This is a genomic window from Catenulispora pinisilvae (assembly GCF_015356865.1).
In the GTDB taxonomy this organism is placed as follows: domain Bacteria; phylum Actinomycetota; class Actinomycetes; order Streptomycetales; family Catenulisporaceae; genus Catenulispora; species Catenulispora pinisilvae.
Map to the genome: position 1 here is coordinate 18,659 of NZ_JAAFZA010000019.1, position 17,510 is coordinate 36,168.

Annotated in this window: 9 protein-coding genes; 7 read left to right on the forward strand and 2 right to left on the reverse strand. The window is 66.8% G+C overall.

Annotated elements, in window-relative coordinates; translation table 11 throughout:
- Positions 1-47 precede the first annotated feature (47 nt).
- The gene (locus IZR01_RS07765) at positions 48-1,364 is read left to right on the forward strand and encodes a metallophosphoesterase family protein (protein ID WP_194923416.1); all 1,317 of its coding nucleotides are present in this window, start codon (positions 48-50) and stop codon (positions 1,362-1,364) included.
- Positions 1,361-4,558 carry an AAA family ATPase gene (locus IZR01_RS07770; RefSeq protein WP_194923417.1) on the forward strand — a complete coding sequence of 1,066 codons (3,198 nt, stop codon included), beginning with the start codon at positions 1,361-1,363 and terminating at the stop codon, positions 4,556-4,558. The genes IZR01_RS07765 and IZR01_RS07770 overlap by 4 nt, the downstream gene beginning before the upstream one ends.
- Before the next feature lie 799 nt (positions 4,559-5,357).
- Here the strand turns inward: IZR01_RS07770 and IZR01_RS07775 are convergent.
- The gene (locus IZR01_RS07775) at positions 5,358-6,080 is read right to left on the reverse strand and encodes a hypothetical protein (protein WP_194923418.1); all 723 of its coding nucleotides are present in this window, start codon (positions 6,078-6,080) and stop codon (positions 5,358-5,360) included.
- Between the two features lie 657 nt (positions 6,081-6,737).
- On the opposite strand from IZR01_RS07775, the gene IZR01_RS07780 reads away from it, so the two are divergent.
- The 4 genes from IZR01_RS07780 to IZR01_RS07795 all read left to right on the forward strand — a co-directional run bounded on the left by IZR01_RS07780 (position 6,738) and on the right by IZR01_RS07795 (position 15,969).
- Complete coding sequence (locus tag IZR01_RS07780) at positions 6,738-8,159, forward strand: acyltransferase domain-containing protein (protein WP_194923419.1); 1,422 nt, start codon at positions 6,738-6,740, stop codon at positions 8,157-8,159.
- Positions 8,156-13,948 (forward strand): SDR family oxidoreductase, encoded by a 5,793-nt coding sequence (locus tag IZR01_RS07785; protein ID WP_194923420.1) that lies wholly within the window; start codon positions 8,156-8,158, stop codon positions 13,946-13,948. The genes IZR01_RS07780 and IZR01_RS07785 overlap by 4 nt, the downstream gene beginning before the upstream one ends.
- The gene (locus tag IZR01_RS07790) at positions 13,945-14,913 is read left to right on the forward strand and encodes a 3-oxoacyl-[acyl-carrier-protein] synthase III C-terminal domain-containing protein (protein WP_194923421.1); all 969 of its coding nucleotides are present in this window, start codon (positions 13,945-13,947) and stop codon (positions 14,911-14,913) included. Before IZR01_RS07785 ends, IZR01_RS07790 begins: the two co-directional genes overlap by 4 nt.
- Before the next feature lie 132 nt (positions 14,914-15,045).
- The gene (locus IZR01_RS07795) at positions 15,046-15,969 is read left to right on the forward strand and encodes an acyltransferase domain-containing protein (protein WP_194923422.1); all 924 of its coding nucleotides are present in this window, start codon (positions 15,046-15,048) and stop codon (positions 15,967-15,969) included.
- Between the two features lie 549 nt (positions 15,970-16,518).
- Here the strand turns inward: IZR01_RS07795 and IZR01_RS07800 are convergent.
- Entirely contained in the window at positions 16,519-16,683 is a 165-nt protein-coding gene (locus IZR01_RS07800) for a hypothetical protein (RefSeq protein WP_194923423.1), read from the reverse strand.
- Between the two features lie 73 nt (positions 16,684-16,756).
- On the opposite strand from IZR01_RS07800, the gene IZR01_RS52170 reads away from it, so the two are divergent.
- Positions 16,757-17,452 carry a TetR/AcrR family transcriptional regulator gene (locus IZR01_RS52170; RefSeq protein WP_194923424.1) on the forward strand — a complete coding sequence of 232 codons (696 nt, stop codon included), beginning with the start codon at positions 16,757-16,759 and terminating at the stop codon, positions 17,450-17,452.
- The last annotated feature ends 58 nt before the right edge of the window (positions 17,453-17,510 follow it).

Below are 17,510 nucleotides of genomic sequence, written 5' to 3' on the forward strand. Positions count from 1 at the left end.
GTCGCCCCCGGCGTCGAGCCCGCGGATCTTCCCTCTGGAGGCATCCCGTGACGGGACGCGTATTCCACACCTCCGACTGGCACCTGGGCCGCCAGATCGGCCGCCACCGGCGCGACGCCGAATTCGACGCCGTCCTGGCCGAGATCGTCGATATCGCCGCCGACTTCCGGCCCGATCTCATCGTGCACAGCGGAGACCTGTTCGACAGCTCCCGGCCAGGGCTGGACGACATCGTTCGCGCCGCACAGACGCTTCGCCGCCTCGGACAAGTCGCCCCGGTGGTCGTCGTCGCCGGCAATCACGACACGCGCAACGTACTGACATTCCTGGAGTTCATCCTGAATGACATGGGCACCCAGGACAGGACCCAGGCGCAGGTCCGCTTCGCCACCGACGCCCGCCCCGACGGGCTGCTCATCGCCGACTACCCCTCCTCCGACGGACAGTCGACCATCCGGATCGGCGCATTGCCCTACCTGCACCCCAATCGGTTCGCCTACGACTTCGCCAACCCGGCGACAGCGACCGCGACCTACGCCGAGCGAATGCGCACCGTCCAGGCCGACGTCCACCAGCGTCTGGCCGCTGACGCCAGGCCGGACCACCTTCTGGTCTACGCTGCCCACCTGTTCGTCGAAGGCGCCGTCCCTTCCCGCTCGGAGAAGCCGATAAGCATCGCAGACGACTACGCCGTCGCACCGGGAGCTCTACCAGGCGTCGCCTACGGCGCCCTGGGCCACATCCACAAACCTCAAGCGATCACCAGCACCCCCTTCCCGGCCTACTACGCCGGCAGCCCACTGCAGCTGGACTTCGGCGAGATCAACGACACCAAAAGCGTGGTGCTGGCCGAGATCACGCCGGGCCGCGACCCCCGCATCACCACCGAACCGCTGACGTCGGGCCGCCGCCTGGTCAAACTCGAGGGCACGTTGGACGAGATCGCTCAACGCGCCGGCCGTGTCGGCGACGCGTGGGTGAAAGCGGTGGTGAAGTCCGAAGCCTCCCACGCGCATCTGGGCGAGACCCTGCAGAAGATGCTTCCGGAAGCGACGCTCGTCATCATCGACGAGATCCGCCCCGGAGCGGCGAACCGCGTGCTGGACCGCAGCGCGGCTACTGAAGAGCTGCCCGGCATCGAAGAGCTTCTCCGCTCGTATCTGGACGACAGAGGCACCAGCGGCGTCGCCCTGGATCGTGCAATGGCCGCCTTCGGCGCCCTTTGCGACGAGCCGGACCCGGAGGACCCCTCCCCGTGCTGCGAGGAGACGCTACTGACTGCGGCCATCGCCGGCTCCGGTCTGGACGAAATCGATCGGTCCGGCCTGCTCACCGCAATCACCTCGCCGGAGGGTGCGCGATGAAGCCTTTGACGCTGTCACTGACCGGTTTCCGCAGCTACCCCAACCCGGTCACCGTGGACTTCACCGGCAAGACCCTCGTCGCCGCGCTCGGCGACACCGGCGCTGGCAAGAGCAGCCTGCTCGAGGCCATCACGTTCGCCTTGTTCGGCAGGAGTTCCTGGGACGGTAAGGCATCTCGCCAGCTCATCACCGACGGCGCGTCGGCCATGAGCGTCGAGCTGCTCTTCCTGCACAATGACGAGCGGTGGCAGGTGCACCGCACCAGCCACGCCACCAACCCCAACGCCGGCCGGCACCACCTGAACAATCTGGACACCGGAGAAGAAGCCGACGGCGCCACCATCGTCAACAGCCGTATCAAGACCCTGCTGCATATGGACGATGAGACGTTCCTGCGCACAGCACTGCTCCCGCAAGGCCGATTCGACCGGCTGCTGGTCGCCACCATGAGGGAACGCTCCAAACTACTCCGTGAACTGTTCGGCGCCGACTCCCTGGAGACCGTCCGTGCTCAAGCCGACCGCCAGCTGCACTCCGTCGAACAGCTGATGGCCGTGGCCACGGTGAAGCGAGACACCATGCCGGCCAACCCCGAGAAAACCGCGAACGACGCCCGCCTCGCCGCTGAAACCGCCGAGGCAATTGCTGGCCGCCTGGACAGCACCATCGCCGCCGTCAAGGTGTTGCAGAAACAGGCCTCACAGGCCGAAACCGCGGCCACTGCGGCACGCACGCAGGCACAGACCCTTTCAACGCTCGCCACCACCGACGCAGAAGCGGTCCTGAACCGGCTCGAGCCCGTTGCCGCGCAGATCGCCGACCGACGCAATGATCTGGACCGCCGCGCCACCGACGCGGCGTCCGCCGAAGGCGACCTCACCTCAGCCATCGAGAGCGCGGACCGCGATGGCGAAGGACTCGCTGCGCTCGGCCAGGCGGCGGCATTGCTGGAAAACCTCGCCGCCCGCACCGAGGAACAGCGGACAGAACGCGACAGGCTGGCTGCGACCGCCGAGCAGCTTGCCGCCGAAGCCACCGACACCGCCGACGCACAGAAGGAACTTGCGGTCCGGACCAGCGGTGCCGAACCTCTCACTACCGCCGCTGCGTCAGCGGCTGACCTCAGCGCGAAGGTCCGCAGCCATGTGTCGGCAACCCGCGAGGCGGTAGCAGCAGCTGCGACCGCGGCCCGGCACGTCGCCGACGCCACGCAGGCACAATCGACCGCGGAACAAAAGAGGGATGAACTCCAGGTTCGCATCGCACCAGCCAAACAACACGCCGAGGAAGCCCAGAAGGAGCTCACCGCCGCGCAGACACTCCTGGAATCCCTGCGCTCACGCGACCGCGCCGCCGAGTTCGCCGCCGACCTACACCCCGGCGACGGCTGCCCGGTGTGCCAGAGGACCCTTCCCGACGACTTCGAGCCCGTGAGCAAAGCTGGCACCGCAGCTATCCGAAAAGCGAACACACGCCTGCACGACGCCCAGGAACTGCTGGCGGACGCCAACACCCGAGTCGCCAAGGCTAAGGCTGACCTAGCAGCTGCCCAGACCAGTATCAAGGAACGTGAAACTGCATGCCGAAAGGCTGACTCCCGCGCCAAACAGGCCGCCGACATCGCCGACACGATGCTGCAGGAACTCTCCTCCTCAGCGAACATCGCCGTCCCAAACGCCCAATTCGACACGGCTGCTGCCCAGGCAACCCTCCAACAGGCCATCGCGGTACTCACCACCTCCCCCGCCGACGACGAGGCCGCAACGGATCTCGCCGCATCGATCATCACCGCGCTCATCGAGCATGAACAGGCCGCCGCAAGCCACGCCGAACAGCTACATACCAAAGCTGCCGGCCACACCGCCGCCATCGCCGCCGACGGCAAAGCCCTGGCCCAACGCAAGAGGACCTACGAACGCGGACTTGCCGACAAAGACGCCGCCAATAAGCGGAACACCGCCGCCACCGGCCGGCTGACCGCCGCCGTCGAATCCCTGCCGTCGCGCTTCCGACAGGTGCTGCCCGCCGAGCTGCTCTCTATCACCGCAGCCGAAGCGGACGCCGCGGCCGCTCAGATCAACGCCCGCACGGGCCAAGTCCAGAAGCTCATCAACGATCGAGAACGAGCCCGCGCTGACGCCGCTGAGATCAGCAGACTGCACCGCGCCCTCGAGCAGGAAGAAACGGCCGCGATCGATCGCCCGCTAAGCCAGCTACGAGCCTCCCTCTACGCCTGGTCCCAAGCCGCCCAGCAGGCTGCCTCCCGACTGAAGAACGACCAGGCCGCAGACATCGAGGTGCCCCGCGTCGAAACGCACCTCACCGACATCGGGGACCTGAGGTTGCTTGCCGCAGCCCTGTCGACGACCACCGCCGAACTGGATCGCGAACTACAAGCTTATGCGGCCCGGTGTGCTTCGCGCGCAGCAGACGCCGTTGCCGCTCTCGGCGAGCATGCCAGGAATCTCTCCGGCATCGAGGGCTTGGACGCCTCAATCGATCTGATAAACCCGGACGCGCTAATCGCCCTAGGGACCACCGTCGGCCGCGTAAAGAGCGAGGCCGCCAGACGACGTGAGGAACAAAAGACCGCGCAGGAGCAGATCAGACCAGCTGCCGACCTGGACTTCGCCATCACCGCCGGCCAGACAAGGCTGGACACGTTGAGCGTGCTGCGCCGCGAACTCGTTGACGCCAAGTTCCTCGGGCACCTGACCACGCTGCGGACCCGTGCCCTGCTTGGCTTTGCCTCCGACCTGCTCGGGCAGATGTCCGACGACCAGTTCGGTTTCGCCGAGACCTTCGACATCGTCAGCCGAGGCTCCGGCGTCGAGCACCACCCCAACCGGCTCTCCGGCGGAGAGAAATTCCTCGCCTCACTCGCCCTCGCGCTGGCTCTAGCCGAGATGCATTCCCGCGGTGGTACGCGCCTCGGTTCGCTGTTCCTCGACGAAGGCTTCGCGGCGCTGGACACCACCACGCTCGATGCGGCGCTGGAAGTCCTCCGTGCACAAGCCGGGGGCGACCGTCTGGTCATGGTGATCAGCCACTTGCACGCCATCGCCGAAGAGGTCGACGACGTTTTGTGGGTGGAGCGAGCCCCGACAGGGTCCACGGCGCGGTGGCTGACCCAGGAGGAACGCGACGAGTTGGTGCAGGCCGATCTGGCCAGCGGGCTGCAGACCCTGACGTGACACGGAGACCGTCCCGTGTGCCTCTACCTGGCCGCAAGACCGCGGCGGATAGCAGCACACGGGAGGCAACTCTCTGCGCGCACACTGCAGCTTCCGTTGCCGAGCTGCACTGCACACCCTCGGCCTGGCGATCAGCGCAATCTCGACCAGAAACTCTTGATCCGCGGGTTCGGGGTTCAAGTCCCTAGCGGCGCACCCGTAGTAAGACCTTAAGTAGGCATCCAGAGGGGCCGGACCCACCCAAGGGGATCGGCTGAGCCAGGAAGCAGACCACGGCGTCGCAGCGGGGTGTCGGTCCGCCGGAAGCCCGAAACGGCCACCACGCTTGCCGCCGTCCGGGGCTGCCCGGCGAGTCACAGCCAGCACCCGGCGACATTCACATCGCCATCTTTCAACCACTCGACGAGCTGCTCATGACGGGCATTGTCCTGTGCTGTGGTGGCGCAGCTATCACTAAGGACGTCAAGCTTTTGTACCTAAACACCCACTTATATCCGCTGATGGCGTGGCCCACATCACACCATCGCGGACGTTAGAGCGCCACTTCGACGGCCCACGCGCGCGCTACGGGTAAGTCATGCCCGACGGCCTACGACCTTCTGGAGGCACCGTCGCCATCCAGGACACCGGCGCCGCCCGGCGCGCCGCACTCGACGGCTTCACGCTGACCGTAGACGCCTCCGGTTCTTTTGCGAGTGTCTTGAAGCAAGGAACTTGACCAACAGTGCTATCCCTCCTGGTCAAGCCAGGTTCCCGGTTCCTCGGATGCAACAGGCCTGTTGCCCAGGATCGTGTTCCGTCAGAGCTGCTGCCCGATGTCCGGCGTCGCGTCGGTGAGCATCTCGTCGTAGCGATACTCGATGGCCGGCGAGCGCAGGAGCGGGCCGAGGAGGCGGCGAGTGACAGCTCCCGGGGCCTCGGTCAGCTCAGCCCAGGTTACGGCCGTGGCCTGCCGGTATTCTTCGTCGCTGTAGCGAGCCGTGGTGGCAAAACGCGTGTGATCGGGCGCCGCCTGGAGCTTGTGAAGCCCGGTGCCGCCGATCGCCAGGGACCAGGGGCCGACATAGCTGGCCTCCTCGGCGACGGCGAGGAAGCGGCGGGTCAGCGAGACGGTGGCGGGGTCAGAGATGAACACCTCGTCACCGGTCAGGTTGACGGTCAGCCGGCTGAAGAACAGCCGGAGGCCGCAGTCCTCAAACACCTGCAGCTCGATCGCCCCGGTCATCATGGGGTTCGGCACGAAAATGCGGCCCTCGCTCAGGTTGGAGGTGGCCCGGGCGGCGCCGCGGGCGCGGCGGTAGCTGTTGGTGTCGAGGAGGCGCGGGATGGCCTCCGGGAGGGTGTTGAGCTCGCCAGGGTGGGCCCGCATCGCGAGCTGCTGCATGCGCGTGTTCCAGTTCGTGGTGCCGACAAGTCCCAACGGCATGTCTGGACGGCTGGCTTGTGGCTGGGCCAGCAGGAACAGGTGCCCCTGACCGGTTCCGTCCTTGACGGGGTCGTTGGCGATCTCGTCGGTCAGCATGTCCAGAGCGTCCTGCTCGACGACCCGGCGGCGCTGAACGAGTCGGACGGTCGTTGCTCAGCTTGTGGTTGGTCTTGTCGCCGCGACCGAAGTAGTAGTGGTCGACCATGTGAGGGGCGAGAGGGCTGGCAGGGATCTGGACGATCACGTAGCCCTTCAAGGAGTCCGCGCCGGACGGGATCGTGGTGCAGACGACGTTCAGCGGCGGGTCCGGCGTGAACCGGGCGACCTGCTCGATCTTCTCCGGCAGGCCCTTCAGCGGCTGCGGAGCGAGAGTGAGCGCCTAGACGGCCGAAGAGCTTGACCTTGGAGCTGGGCGCTGAGTTCACCATCGATACTATGAGCACCACGTAACTGCCAGTTCAAACGCTGGAGCCTATTGCGACAGGTCTAGCGGTGACGGGCCGGGGCTAACCACCGCACTTACCGTATACCTGACTATTGACACATGTCCGTTTGGCTTCGATGATGCGGTTGGCGTCCACCGCCTGCACTGCCTTGGCAGAGCCTTCGCATCAGCGGGTGGGCCTCTGCAGCGGCTTGCTGTCCGTCAGGCGCCGGCGGTGCTTGACGGACTCGTCTGCAGCGACAGGTCGTTCAGTGTTCTCTGTCGTCAACCCTCCTGCCCGGGCCCGTACCTCCTGGAAGGTGGTTTCGATGCACGAGAAGATCGTTGTGGTGATGCCGGGGACGGTCGCGATGCCCCCAGCTGGCGTCCTGGACGAGATCGCAGGTGCACACTCCGGCGTGAGGAGCGTGTTGGCAGGCATCGACCGCGCCGGTGAACGGTTTGAGGTGCCGCCTGTCTCCGGGTATCTCACTGAAGGCAGGTCCATAGGCGACCGGATATCCCCGGAGGCGCACTACCTCGCGTTGATGGCGGTTTCCCTCGCGGTGTTCGAATCCTTCCTCGCCGAGGGAGGAGAGCCGTACGCGATTGTCGGTCAGAGCATCGGGGAAGTGTGGGCACTAGTGGCCGCGGGGGTGTTGTGTGTGGAGGACGGCGCCCGGCTTGCCTGTATCCGCAGTCAGGCACTGACCCGGCTCGGCTGGCCGGGCGCGATGATGCCGGTGGGAGCGGGAGCCAGCGCAGTAGGACATCTCGTTGATGCGGTCGATCACCCAGATCTAGTGGTGGCGTGCGTCAACTCGCCGCGCCAGACTGTGGTCAGCGGCCCGCGCGATGCGGTGGCGCTGCTTGGACGGCTGGCCGGCGAGTTGGATTGGGCCACCACCCGCTTGCAGGTCCCGCATCCTTCGCACAGCCCTGCGCTCGCCCCAGCTGCGGCCGAGGTGGCCGCCGAAGCTGACGGTATGGCGCGGGGGCCGATGCGCTGGCGGCTGTGGTCGCCGGTCCTTCGGCGATGGATGAGCCACGAAGATGATCCGGTTGCGATGACTTCAACGTCGATGACCCGGCCGGTGTATTTCTATGAAGCGGTAGCCGTCCTACATGCCGGGGGTGCCGAAACGTTCTTGGAATGCAGCGCCTCGCAGGGCCTGGTCAAGATAATCCAGGCGGCCTTGCCCGCGGTACGGGTGCGCACCGCATTGACGGCGCTCGCACTTCCTCACTCTGCTGTCGAGCGTCCAGCGGTCGGCGCTGGTCATGCCGAACCGATCTCCAGTCCTATCCCGGCGCCTGAACAAGGCAAGGACAGTGGTGAGGCGGCGGACGCGGCGCCGACGCAGGGCGTCGGTCCGAACCTGGTTCAGCCGGCGGGGAAGACAGATGGGCAGGACCCTCACGACGCGCCCCCCGAGCTCGCCGAGGCGACCACGGTCGCCAGCGCGAGTGGCGACGGGGTCGGCGAGCTAGGGCGTACGCAGGTTATGGCTGAGCTGCGTCAACTCTACGGCGAGTTTCTCGGATACCCGCCCGAACTGCTCGGAGAGGACGAGCATCTGGAGGCTGACTTGGGCGTGGAGTCGCTCAAGCAGGTCGCGCTGCTAGGCAAGGTGGGTGAGAAGTACGGCCTTGACCAGCTGCGCGAGGACGCGAGGCTGCTCGACTTCCCCACATTGGGCCGGATCGCTGACCTGGTTGTCGGCGCCGGCGGGCAAGAGGGGCAAGGATGACCGACTCTGGCGAGTTCACCGGAAGGATCGCCCTGGTCACCGGAGGGGCGCGCAACCTCGGGGCCGCGATCACCCGCCATCTGGCTGGCCGCGGCGCCCAGGTGATCGTCAATTACTTCCATGCCACCGAGGCGGCGGAGGAACTGCGCGAGGAACTGGAGCGAGACGGCCGTTCGTGTGACTTCATCCGCGCCTCGGTGGCCAAGCACGATGCGGTGGACCGCATGTTCGACAAGGTCGCGCAGCGTTACGGCGGCTTGGACATCCTGGTCAACAACGCCGCTGCCGGGGCGTTCCTGCCGCTGTTCGAGGCCGATGACATGTTCTGGGAGCGGGCCTTCCGCACCAACGTGATGGGAGCGCTGTGGTGCTCCAAGCGGGCGGCAAGCCTGATGCGGGACCGCCCGGGCGCCTCCATCACCTGCCTGTCCTCGCTCGGCTCGCCGCTAACCCTTCTGGGATACGGCACCACTGGTTGGACGAAGGCAGCCGTGGAGTGCCTGGTTCGCTACTTGGCTGTTGAGCTGGCACCGAGCGGAATCAGAGTCAACGCCCTGCGCGCCGGAATGATCAGCGACAACGATGTGCCCCGGCAGTGGGACAGCGCTGACCGGCTCCGCCAGGCTTACCAGGAGACCGCACTCCTGCCGCGGACAATCTCCAACGAGGACGTCGCGGCGCTCGTCGGCTTTCTCGCATCCGGTACTGCGAGCATGATCACCGGCGAGACCATCACAGCTGACGGCGGTGCCCTGGCCGCGCCTTTGCTCACCACCCCCATAACCACCAACCTGCGCAACACCGTCAACGCGACAGCTGACCACCCCGCTGAACTTGGTGAGCCACGGCGCCCAGCTGCTGGCCAGGCCACAGTCCGCATCCGCGACCGTGTGCAGGGCGGTGAGAGCGCGCCGGGACTGGCGGGCGGTGTCATCGCGGTGGTCGGCTCGGGCGCAGTGCTCGCCCACGCCGACTCACCCGAAGAGGTCTGGGAGCGCCTACGCGAGGGCGCTCCCCTGTTCAGTGAGCCGGACCGGTTCGATATCGGCGCCTACTGGTCGGCCACACCAGCGCCCGATCACGGGTATAACCGGCTCGGCGGGTTCGTCGGCGATTTCCGTCCGACCGCGAAGCTGGCGCTCGAGCAGCGCGAGGGAGAGTGGCCGAGCGACGCCGCGCCGGCCGCCACCCTCCTACGGCACGGCGCCATACAGGCGATCAACGGCGTCGCCACATCCAGCGATGATCGATGGACCTGCGTCACTGCCGCCGGCATCGCGCCATATCCCCAAGTGCAGCAGGCATCACTGCTCGGCAACGGCTTCCAAGCGCTGGCCTCCGAACACCTCGGCACCGACCTTGCCGAGCTCGCCACGCACGCGATCGCGGCCCGCTACAACAGCAGCGCCCTGCCAGTGCTCGACAACATCGCCCCGTTCGCAGTCAGCAACGCCTTGTCGAAACTGGTACCCCACAATGCCGAGCTGATCTGCCTCGACTCCGCGTGCGCGAGCAGCCTCCATGCCCTGGACATCGCCGTCAGAGCTCTACGCGAGGGATCCTGCGACATCGCCCTGTGCAGTGCCGTGTGCATTCTCGACCCTCTGATCATGGTCACCTTCTGCAAGGCGCAGGGACTCTCACCAACCGGTCGAGTACTCCCGTTCCAATCCACCGCGGACGGAACACTCCTGGGCGAGGGCGCCGTGAGCCTGACCCTCAAAACCCTCGAACGTGCGCAGCGCGACGGGGACCGAATCCTGGGCCTGATCCTCGGCAGCGGCACGGGATCGGACGGCAAGGGCAAAGGAGTACACGCCCCGACAAAGGAGGGACAGCAGACTGCGATACTCCAGGCGTGGGACGATGCCGGCGTAGGGCCGGACGACCTCGACTGGATCATCGCACACGGCACGGGCACACCAGTCGGCGACGCGGTGGAGTTGCGTGCGCTGCGCGAGAGTTTCGGGACCAGGCGCACACCCTGCCAGCTGACCTCCAACAAAGCGGTCTTCGGCCACACCTCTCTGGTCGCGGGCCTGACCTCGGTGCTCCACGCGCTGCTGGCCATGGAACACGAGGTGATCCCGCCACAGCCCGACTTCCGTGACCCTCACCCCGACCTGGCCACGCCGGGAGTCCTTGCCGTCCCGACAGCCGACGTTCCTTGGCGACCTGGAAACAACCGCCCGCGCATCGTTGGCGTGTCAGGGTTCGGTCTCGGCGGCTCCGACGCGCACGTCGTCCTCTCCGACCACGTCCCGCAACGGCGCACAGTGCGCGCGGAAGTGTCTCAGGACGACGTTGTCGTCACCGCCTGGGCCACCGAACTACCAGGCGCTGCAGATGACTGGCTGGCTAGAAACGGCACCGCGCCCCAACTCGTGTACGGCGAGCACTATCCGTTGCCCTCTCCCGCCGAGATCCGCATCCCGCCGCTCACCATGCGGCACATGGACCGCACTCACCTGATGGCACTCCAGGCGACCAATGCGGTCTTCAACCAGCTCGGAAGTCAACAGCGGGAGCGCCTGGCCCCCCGCACAGCCGTCGTGAGCGCTACGACGGCACCACCGCACCTCTACAGCCGGCTGCTCCAGCGCGTGAGCCTGGACGATTGCGCCCACGCATTCGACCTGCTGCCCGATCGGGCTTCGGCCGCCACGGCCTTTGAGGCGCTGCGCGAGGCCGTACACTCCTTGACCCTGGAGTCGACGGAGGACGATTTCACCGGCACGCTCACCTGCGTCTTCAGCGGCAGGATTGCCAACTATTTCAACCTGCACGGCCCCAACCTGGTCGTGCATGGCGGGCTGGACTCCGGACAAGTCGCGATCCGCACCGCAGAGCGACTGCTGGCCCACGACCGCTGCGATCTCGCCCTAGTCTGCGGCGCCAACGGCAACGCCCTGCCCGAATGGCAGCAGGCACTCGCGAGCCTCCTACCTACCGACCGGCGCGTCGCCGAGGGCTGCGTCACAATTGCGCTGACCCGCCGCTCGACCGCGCTGCGCGAGGGCCTGCCGGTCCTGGCGACCGTGGAGACCGCCATGTCCGCCAATTGGGGTGGGACCGCCGCACTCGACCTGCCGCCCCTCAAAGACTCCGGGTACTGCTATCCGGGCATCGACGCCCTGTTCGCCATCCCGCACAGCACCCTAACCAGCACGGCGGTCGACCTCGTACCCACTGCGGCGGGAGCGCCTCACCTGCGCATCCGTCCGGCCGCCTCGCGCGAGAAGCCAGGCAGCACCCCTTCACGCAGGGCACCGATCGGCGTGCCCATGGCCTATGGACTGGTGGACGCAACCGCCCCGGCGGAAGCGTGGGGCGGCGCAGCAGCCGATGCGCTGCCCGAAGGAACCCTCGTCCTCACTGACGACGAACAGTGCGCCGCGGCTGCAGCCGCTCTCCCGGGAGTCCACGTGTGGGTGCCGCTCGCCGCTCCCGCTGGTGTGCAGGGCGTACGCGTCCCGCCGGAGACGGCACACGAGCATGTGGCCCGGTTGCCCCGCCCGCCCAGACATGTCCGTGTGTTGGTCCGGCTCGCTCCTACGCTGCACACCGATCCCCCTGAGGACGCTCTCGCCCTGCACGACCTCGCCTTTGCAGCCGTTCAGGCTGCTCTCCCGGTGCTGGAGGCGGGCGGCAGCCTCGCAGCGCTCGTTCTCGGCGCGTTCAGACACGGCCGCCCAGACCCGCGGGCAGGCTTGTTCGACGGGCTCGTACGCTGCGTCGCCACCGAGACACCCCAGTCCGGCTGCGCCACCGTCCTCACCGACACCGATGACGTGCCGTCGGGACTGACCCAGCTGGCGGCCGAGTGGCGCCGGCACCTGCCCCACCACGTGATCGCCTACCAGGGTGCGCGCCGCATGCAATACGCTCTCACCCCGCTCATCGGGGCCTCCACACCCTCCGGCGAGCCACCTGCATTGCCGCTGGGCCCGGACTCGGTGGTGGTCTCGGTCGGTGGAGGCCGGGGAATCACCGCCGAACTTCTGCGCGCGCTCGCCGAGCAGGCCCGTCCGCACATCTGTGTCCTCGGCCGCACCCGGATCGAAGGCGCGCCCGCCGGGCCAGCCCCGGACCGTACCGCATTCCTGCGCGAACGCCGCGCACAAGATCCGCGGATCCCCTTGCGCGAACTCGTCGACGAGCACACCTCGTGGTCTCGCGCAGACGAGGTGCGCCGGAACATCGCACGCCTGGAACAGGTATGCGGGCATGACAAGGTGCACTACCTGCCGTGCGACATCCTCGATGAGCAGGCCCTGACCGCGGCGATAGACCGGATCTTGAGCTGGCACCGCCGGATCGACCTGCTGATCAACAGTGTCGTGGAAGTGCGCTCCCGGGCGACTGCGGCCAAGCCGCTTGAGGACTTCCGCATCGTGCGCGACACTAAGGTGCGCGGCTACCACCATCTCGTCAAAGCACTGACCGGGCGGATGCCCAGAATCTGGTGCAACTTCAGCACGATCGGGGTGCTGTTCGGGACGCCTGGAGACTGCGACTACGTCTCCGCCAGCGAATACCTCAACCATGCCACCGGCACGTTCGCAACTGACGGACACCGCGAGTTCACTGTGCTTTGGCCGCTGTGGACCGACACCGGCGTCGCGTCCGCTCCCGAGGTCATCGAAGGGTTCCGCGACCGCGGCCTGACCGCGTTACTGTCCACCGAGACCGGCACAGCCCAGTTCCTCGACGCACTCGCCCACCCGGCAACCCAAACGGTACTCGCCTACATCCGCGACCAGGAGAGCGACACTCTCGGCCGCCTCGAGCAACTGAAGCCCGCCGCACCGCGCGAGCACACACAAACCCTGGCGGAACCGCTGTTGGATGACACGGTCCTCGCCGGCCAGCAGTGGTCACTGTTCACCCGGACCTTTCCCCGACCCGACGGCTCCGACCAATGGATCGGGCACCACCTCGTCAGCGGCACCCCAGTGGTTCCCGGAACCGCCGTACTTGAGATGGCCGCCGAGGCAGCCGCCCACACGATCCCCGAGCTCAAGGTTGTCGGCTTCCGCGATTTCACCTGCGCCGCGACGCTGACCCTCAACCCCTCGCACGCGGCCCGCACGGTCAAAGTCGAGGCCACCATCCTCGAGCGGGGCCCGGATAGCGCCCGCGTCCGAGTCGAGGTCCGAACCCACCGCCGCAACGCCACCGGACGTGTCCTGCACCACGACGACCCGTGTCACAGCGTCGACGTACTGCTCTCAGACGAGTACCCAGCACTAGCACGCCCCTACACCGACGACACCGCGTCACATCCGGTGCGTGTCCCCGTCTACACCTCCAACCCCATCGTGCACCTGAGTGGGCCGTTCGCCGCAGCCCACAACCCCCGCCGTACAACAGACGGATTCGCTGCAGAGTTCTTCTTTGGCGCCCAGCAGTTAGGTGGCGGTTTCACGAAGTTCCGCATCCCCGCCATGATGCTCGAAGCGAGCATCCACCTACTGACCTTGCCGCCCGCCGAAGCTGGCGATACGGGCGTCCTCGCCGTCCTCCAGGGCATCACAGAGATCGATCTCGCCACGCCGGGAAACGACACGGAACTCATCTCGCACCTCGGGGGAACGATACGACTGCGCTGCGTCTCCAGGCACTCCGGCGCCCAGTCCTTCGCCATCGCCCCGGATGGGACAGTACTTTCCAGGATCGGCGGCATCCGCATCCGCTCTCTAGCCCTCCTGGACATCGCCACCGGAACCACCGCACCCACGACCCAATCGCCTGTCTGGTGGGGCACGTTCGAGGAGGCCGCGCGATGATCTGGCGCGATCTGTACATCGCCGCCACCGCCAGCTTCCTGCCACCCCGCACCGACATCGCGGCGATCATCAGCCAGGGCTCACGACCCTTCCAAGCCGCACTGGGCTACCGTTCAGCCACCATCGCCGCACCCGGGACAGGGCTGCAGATGGCCACACGAGCCGCATTGCGGGCTCTCTCCCTCTCCGGACATACGGCGCAGGAACTCTCCCTACTCACCCTCGCCGCTGTCACGCCCGACACCGACGAAACCTTCCCGATGCCCGCCTGCCATGTTCAACGCATTCTCGGAGCTGATAGGGCACGCGCGGTGGAACTCGGAGCGGGCAGCGCCGGAGACCTCGCCGGCCTTCTCGCCGCAGCCGAACACCTTACCGCCGACCCCACCGCCCAGGCAGCCATGGCGGTGGCCGCATCCTGCATGACCGGAACCGACCGACAAGTCAGCCCCGACCAGATCGTCACCGACGGAGCAGCAGCCCTCATACTCGCCCGGCGCCCAGGACGCGCCCGCCTCGTGGCCACCTCCCACGCGGCCGCACCGGAACTCGAAGTGATCACACACATGAGCCTGACCGCCACCGAGCGCAAGGCCGTGATAGACAATCTGGCCAAGCCCTTCCTGAACACCATGCGCGACAAGACACGCGAAGCAGTGGGCCTCGTCCTGGATGAGGCCCACACCAGCGTCGAGAAACTCGCGCGCGTCGTACTCCCCGGAGCAGGCATTCCCTTCCTCACCACTGTGATCACGCACCCCCTCGGGCTGGACCTGGCAAACACAACGTGGCCCTTCAGCCGCCACCTCGGGCACGTCGGCCCCTGTGACCACCTACTCGGCCTCGACCACCTCCTCCAGACCGACCCGGACCTCAAACCCGGCGACCAGATCCTCATCGTGGGCATGGGCGTCGGATGGCGCTGGATCTGCGCGCTCATCGAAATCGCCGAGACCAGCCCGTAGCCCTGGGTACGCCACCCCAGCCCCCAGCCCTAGGCCGCGGTCCGCACCGCGGCGCCCTCCGCTCGCCGGGCCCGTCTTCTAATGGGCAGGGCTCGGCCACACCCCGACAACCCCCTTGGAAGGCGGGCCGCGATGCGCGACAAGACTGTCGTGGTCATCCCCGGGATGATCGCGCTGCCACCGCCCGGAGTGCTACGGCAAAGCGCAGCCCACGGTCCTCGAGTGAAAAGCCTGCTCGACGAGATCGACCAGACTGGAGCGCAGTTCCAGGTGCCACCGGTGAGCGGATACCTGACCGGCGCAGAGTCCGCAGCCAGTCCGACAACGCCTGAGGCGCACTACCTGGCGCTCATGGCCGTATCCCTCGCGTTGTTCGAATCCTTCACCGCCGCGGGCGGCGAGCCCTACGCCATCGTCGGACTCAGCATCGGTGAACTGTGGGCGCTAGTCGCTGCAGGAGCACTGTCCGTCGCCGACGGGGCGCGAATCGCCTGCCTCAACAGCAGGGCGCTGACCTGGCAGGGCTGGCCGAGCGCCATGATGGCGGTCGGCGCCGGATTTGAAGCCGTGGAGCATCTGGTCCGCGCAGTCGGCGAACCTACCCTAGTAGTGGCATGCATCAACTCACCGCGCCAGACCGTCGTCAGCGGCCCCCGCAAAACCGTCGAGCTCGCTCAGCGGCTGGCCGAGCATCTGGGCTGGGCCACCACGCTGCTCCAATTACCCCACCCCAGCCACTCCCCGGCACTCGCTCCCGCCGCTACGAGGCTGGCCACCCTGGCCGCCGGCCTGCCACACACGCCGCCACGCTGGCGGGTGCACTCCCCGACCCTGCGACGGTGGGTCACGGAGCACGACAGCCCGGCCGAGATGACCGCGGTGCAGATGACCCTGCCTGTGCACTTCCATGAGGCTGTCACACGGCTGTACGCCGCTGGTGCCCAGACCTTCCTGGAATGCGGCGCCTCGAACATCCTGATGAATATGATCAAGATGAGCCTGCCGAGCACAAGAATTATCAATGCATTGTCGTTCTCCGGACAGGCCGAGAGATAGTGAGCGGCTGTTCTTCGGCTCTGTCATGGTGCGCGAAGCAGCGACTCGTCGGGCGTAACCATCAAAACAGATAGGGGTTGCACCAGCAACGTGATCGCGTTCGCTCACCTCAGCGGCTCCCGCCGCACCTGACGTGACGGGAGCCAAACAACACGAGACCACCAAGACAGGGAACGATTATCCTAGCTGAACTCGTGGATACCTGCGGCACCGTCTACCAAATCCTCAGCGGCTACCGGCGCAGTGCTGCTTTCAAATTTCTCGCCGATCCGTAAATCACGATCTGACCATCCCGATCAGTTCGAAGAACGGGCGTACCCGCCGAGCCCCAGCCAGACGGACCGTATCAGGCGACGGATGCCCGTATAGGTTTCCTGAGCCAACAGAAATGACCGACACTCGCGGCCTGACAGCTCTGAGAAAATCAGGGTCCTGATGTCGACTTCCGTGGTGGCACGGCTTCAGATGTCAAGGAGACATGACTCGCGTCATTGCGGACACTCCGGCAAACGCGACGAATGGCATGCTGACCTGGGCTGATACGGTAGTTCAAAGGTACTTACTACGGTCCAGGACCACCATGAACTGGGCGACACAGGCGATGACCAGCAGCGCGGTCTTGTTGCCGACGCGAGTGCCGCCGGCGCGCGGGCCCGGCACGGCGGCGGCCGTCTGATTCGGTGGCGCGCCGGCTATCTGATCGGTCTGGGACATGGGACCCTCCCCGGAGTGCGTTCAATCTTAGAGTGACTCCAATGATAGACGGAGTCCAGCTATTGTTTATTCCATGGAGACCGGACCAGGACCGAGCCAGGACGGCAAGCCCGCCGCCCCGCAGAGCGACCCGCCGCAGCCGGGCCTGCGCGAACGCAAGAAACAGCGCACCCGCATGGCGATCTACGAGGCCGCGATGGCGCTGTTCGCCGAGCGCGGCTACGACCACGTGACGATGGCCGAGATCGCCCGCGCCGCCGACGTCGCCCCGGCCACGGTGTTCACCCACTACGCGTCGAAGGAGGACCTGTTCTACGAACTGCGGCACGTGGCGAACGACCGGCTGCGCCTCGCCCTGGGCTCGCGGGCCGCCGAGGTCGGCGTGCTGGCGGCGGTGAAGGAGTGGCAGCTGGAGATGTACGAGTACTACGTCGATTCGCCGGAGAAGGTGAAGCGCTCGCAGACGTTCTCGCTGCTGCTGCGGGAGAACCCGACGCTGTGGACGCGGTCGGTGGGGTTCATGTACGAGCGGCAGAAGCTGATGACCGAGTTGATGCTTCAGCACTACCCGCAGACGGACCCGTTCCTGCTGGAGGTCGCGGCGGCGCAAATCGCGGGGGCGGTGCAGGCGGCACAGGTGCGCTACCAGGGGGATCTGGCCACGGGGATGGCCAAGGGCGAGGTGCTCACGCGGGCCGCGGAGCGGACGGAGCGGGCTTTCGAGCAGCTGGCTCAGGGGTTGGCGGATGTGCTCGCGGATGTGCATTAGGACGGGTGCCGGTTCTGGATGGCGTTGAGCTATCTGGGTGGTTGCTCACAACCTGAGC

What these genes read in the sequence shown, in the direction of transcription:
- IZR01_RS07775 (WP_194923418.1), bottom strand. Translation starts at nt 6,080, where the DNA reads ATGCTGACCGACGAGATCGCCAACGACCCCGTCAAGGACGGAACCGGT.
- IZR01_RS07795 (WP_194923422.1), top strand. Translation starts at nt 15,046, where the DNA reads ATGCGCGACAAGACTGTCGTGGTCATCCCCGGGATGATCGCGCTGCCA.
- IZR01_RS07800 (WP_194923423.1), bottom strand. Translation starts at nt 16,683, where the DNA reads ATGTCCCAGACCGATCAGATAGCCGGCGCGCCACCGAATCAGACGGCC.
- IZR01_RS07790 (WP_194923421.1), top strand. Translation starts at nt 13,945, where the DNA reads ATGATCTGGCGCGATCTGTACATCGCCGCCACCGCCAGCTTCCTGCCA.
- IZR01_RS07785 (WP_194923420.1), top strand. Translation starts at nt 8,156, where the DNA reads ATGACCGACTCTGGCGAGTTCACCGGAAGGATCGCCCTGGTCACCGGA.
- IZR01_RS07780 (WP_194923419.1), top strand. Translation starts at nt 6,738, where the DNA reads ATGCACGAGAAGATCGTTGTGGTGATGCCGGGGACGGTCGCGATGCCC.
- IZR01_RS52170 (WP_194923424.1), top strand. Translation starts at nt 16,757, where the DNA reads ATGGAGACCGGACCAGGACCGAGCCAGGACGGCAAGCCCGCCGCCCCG.
- IZR01_RS07770 (WP_194923417.1), top strand. Translation starts at nt 1,361, where the DNA reads ATGAAGCCTTTGACGCTGTCACTGACCGGTTTCCGCAGCTACCCCAAC.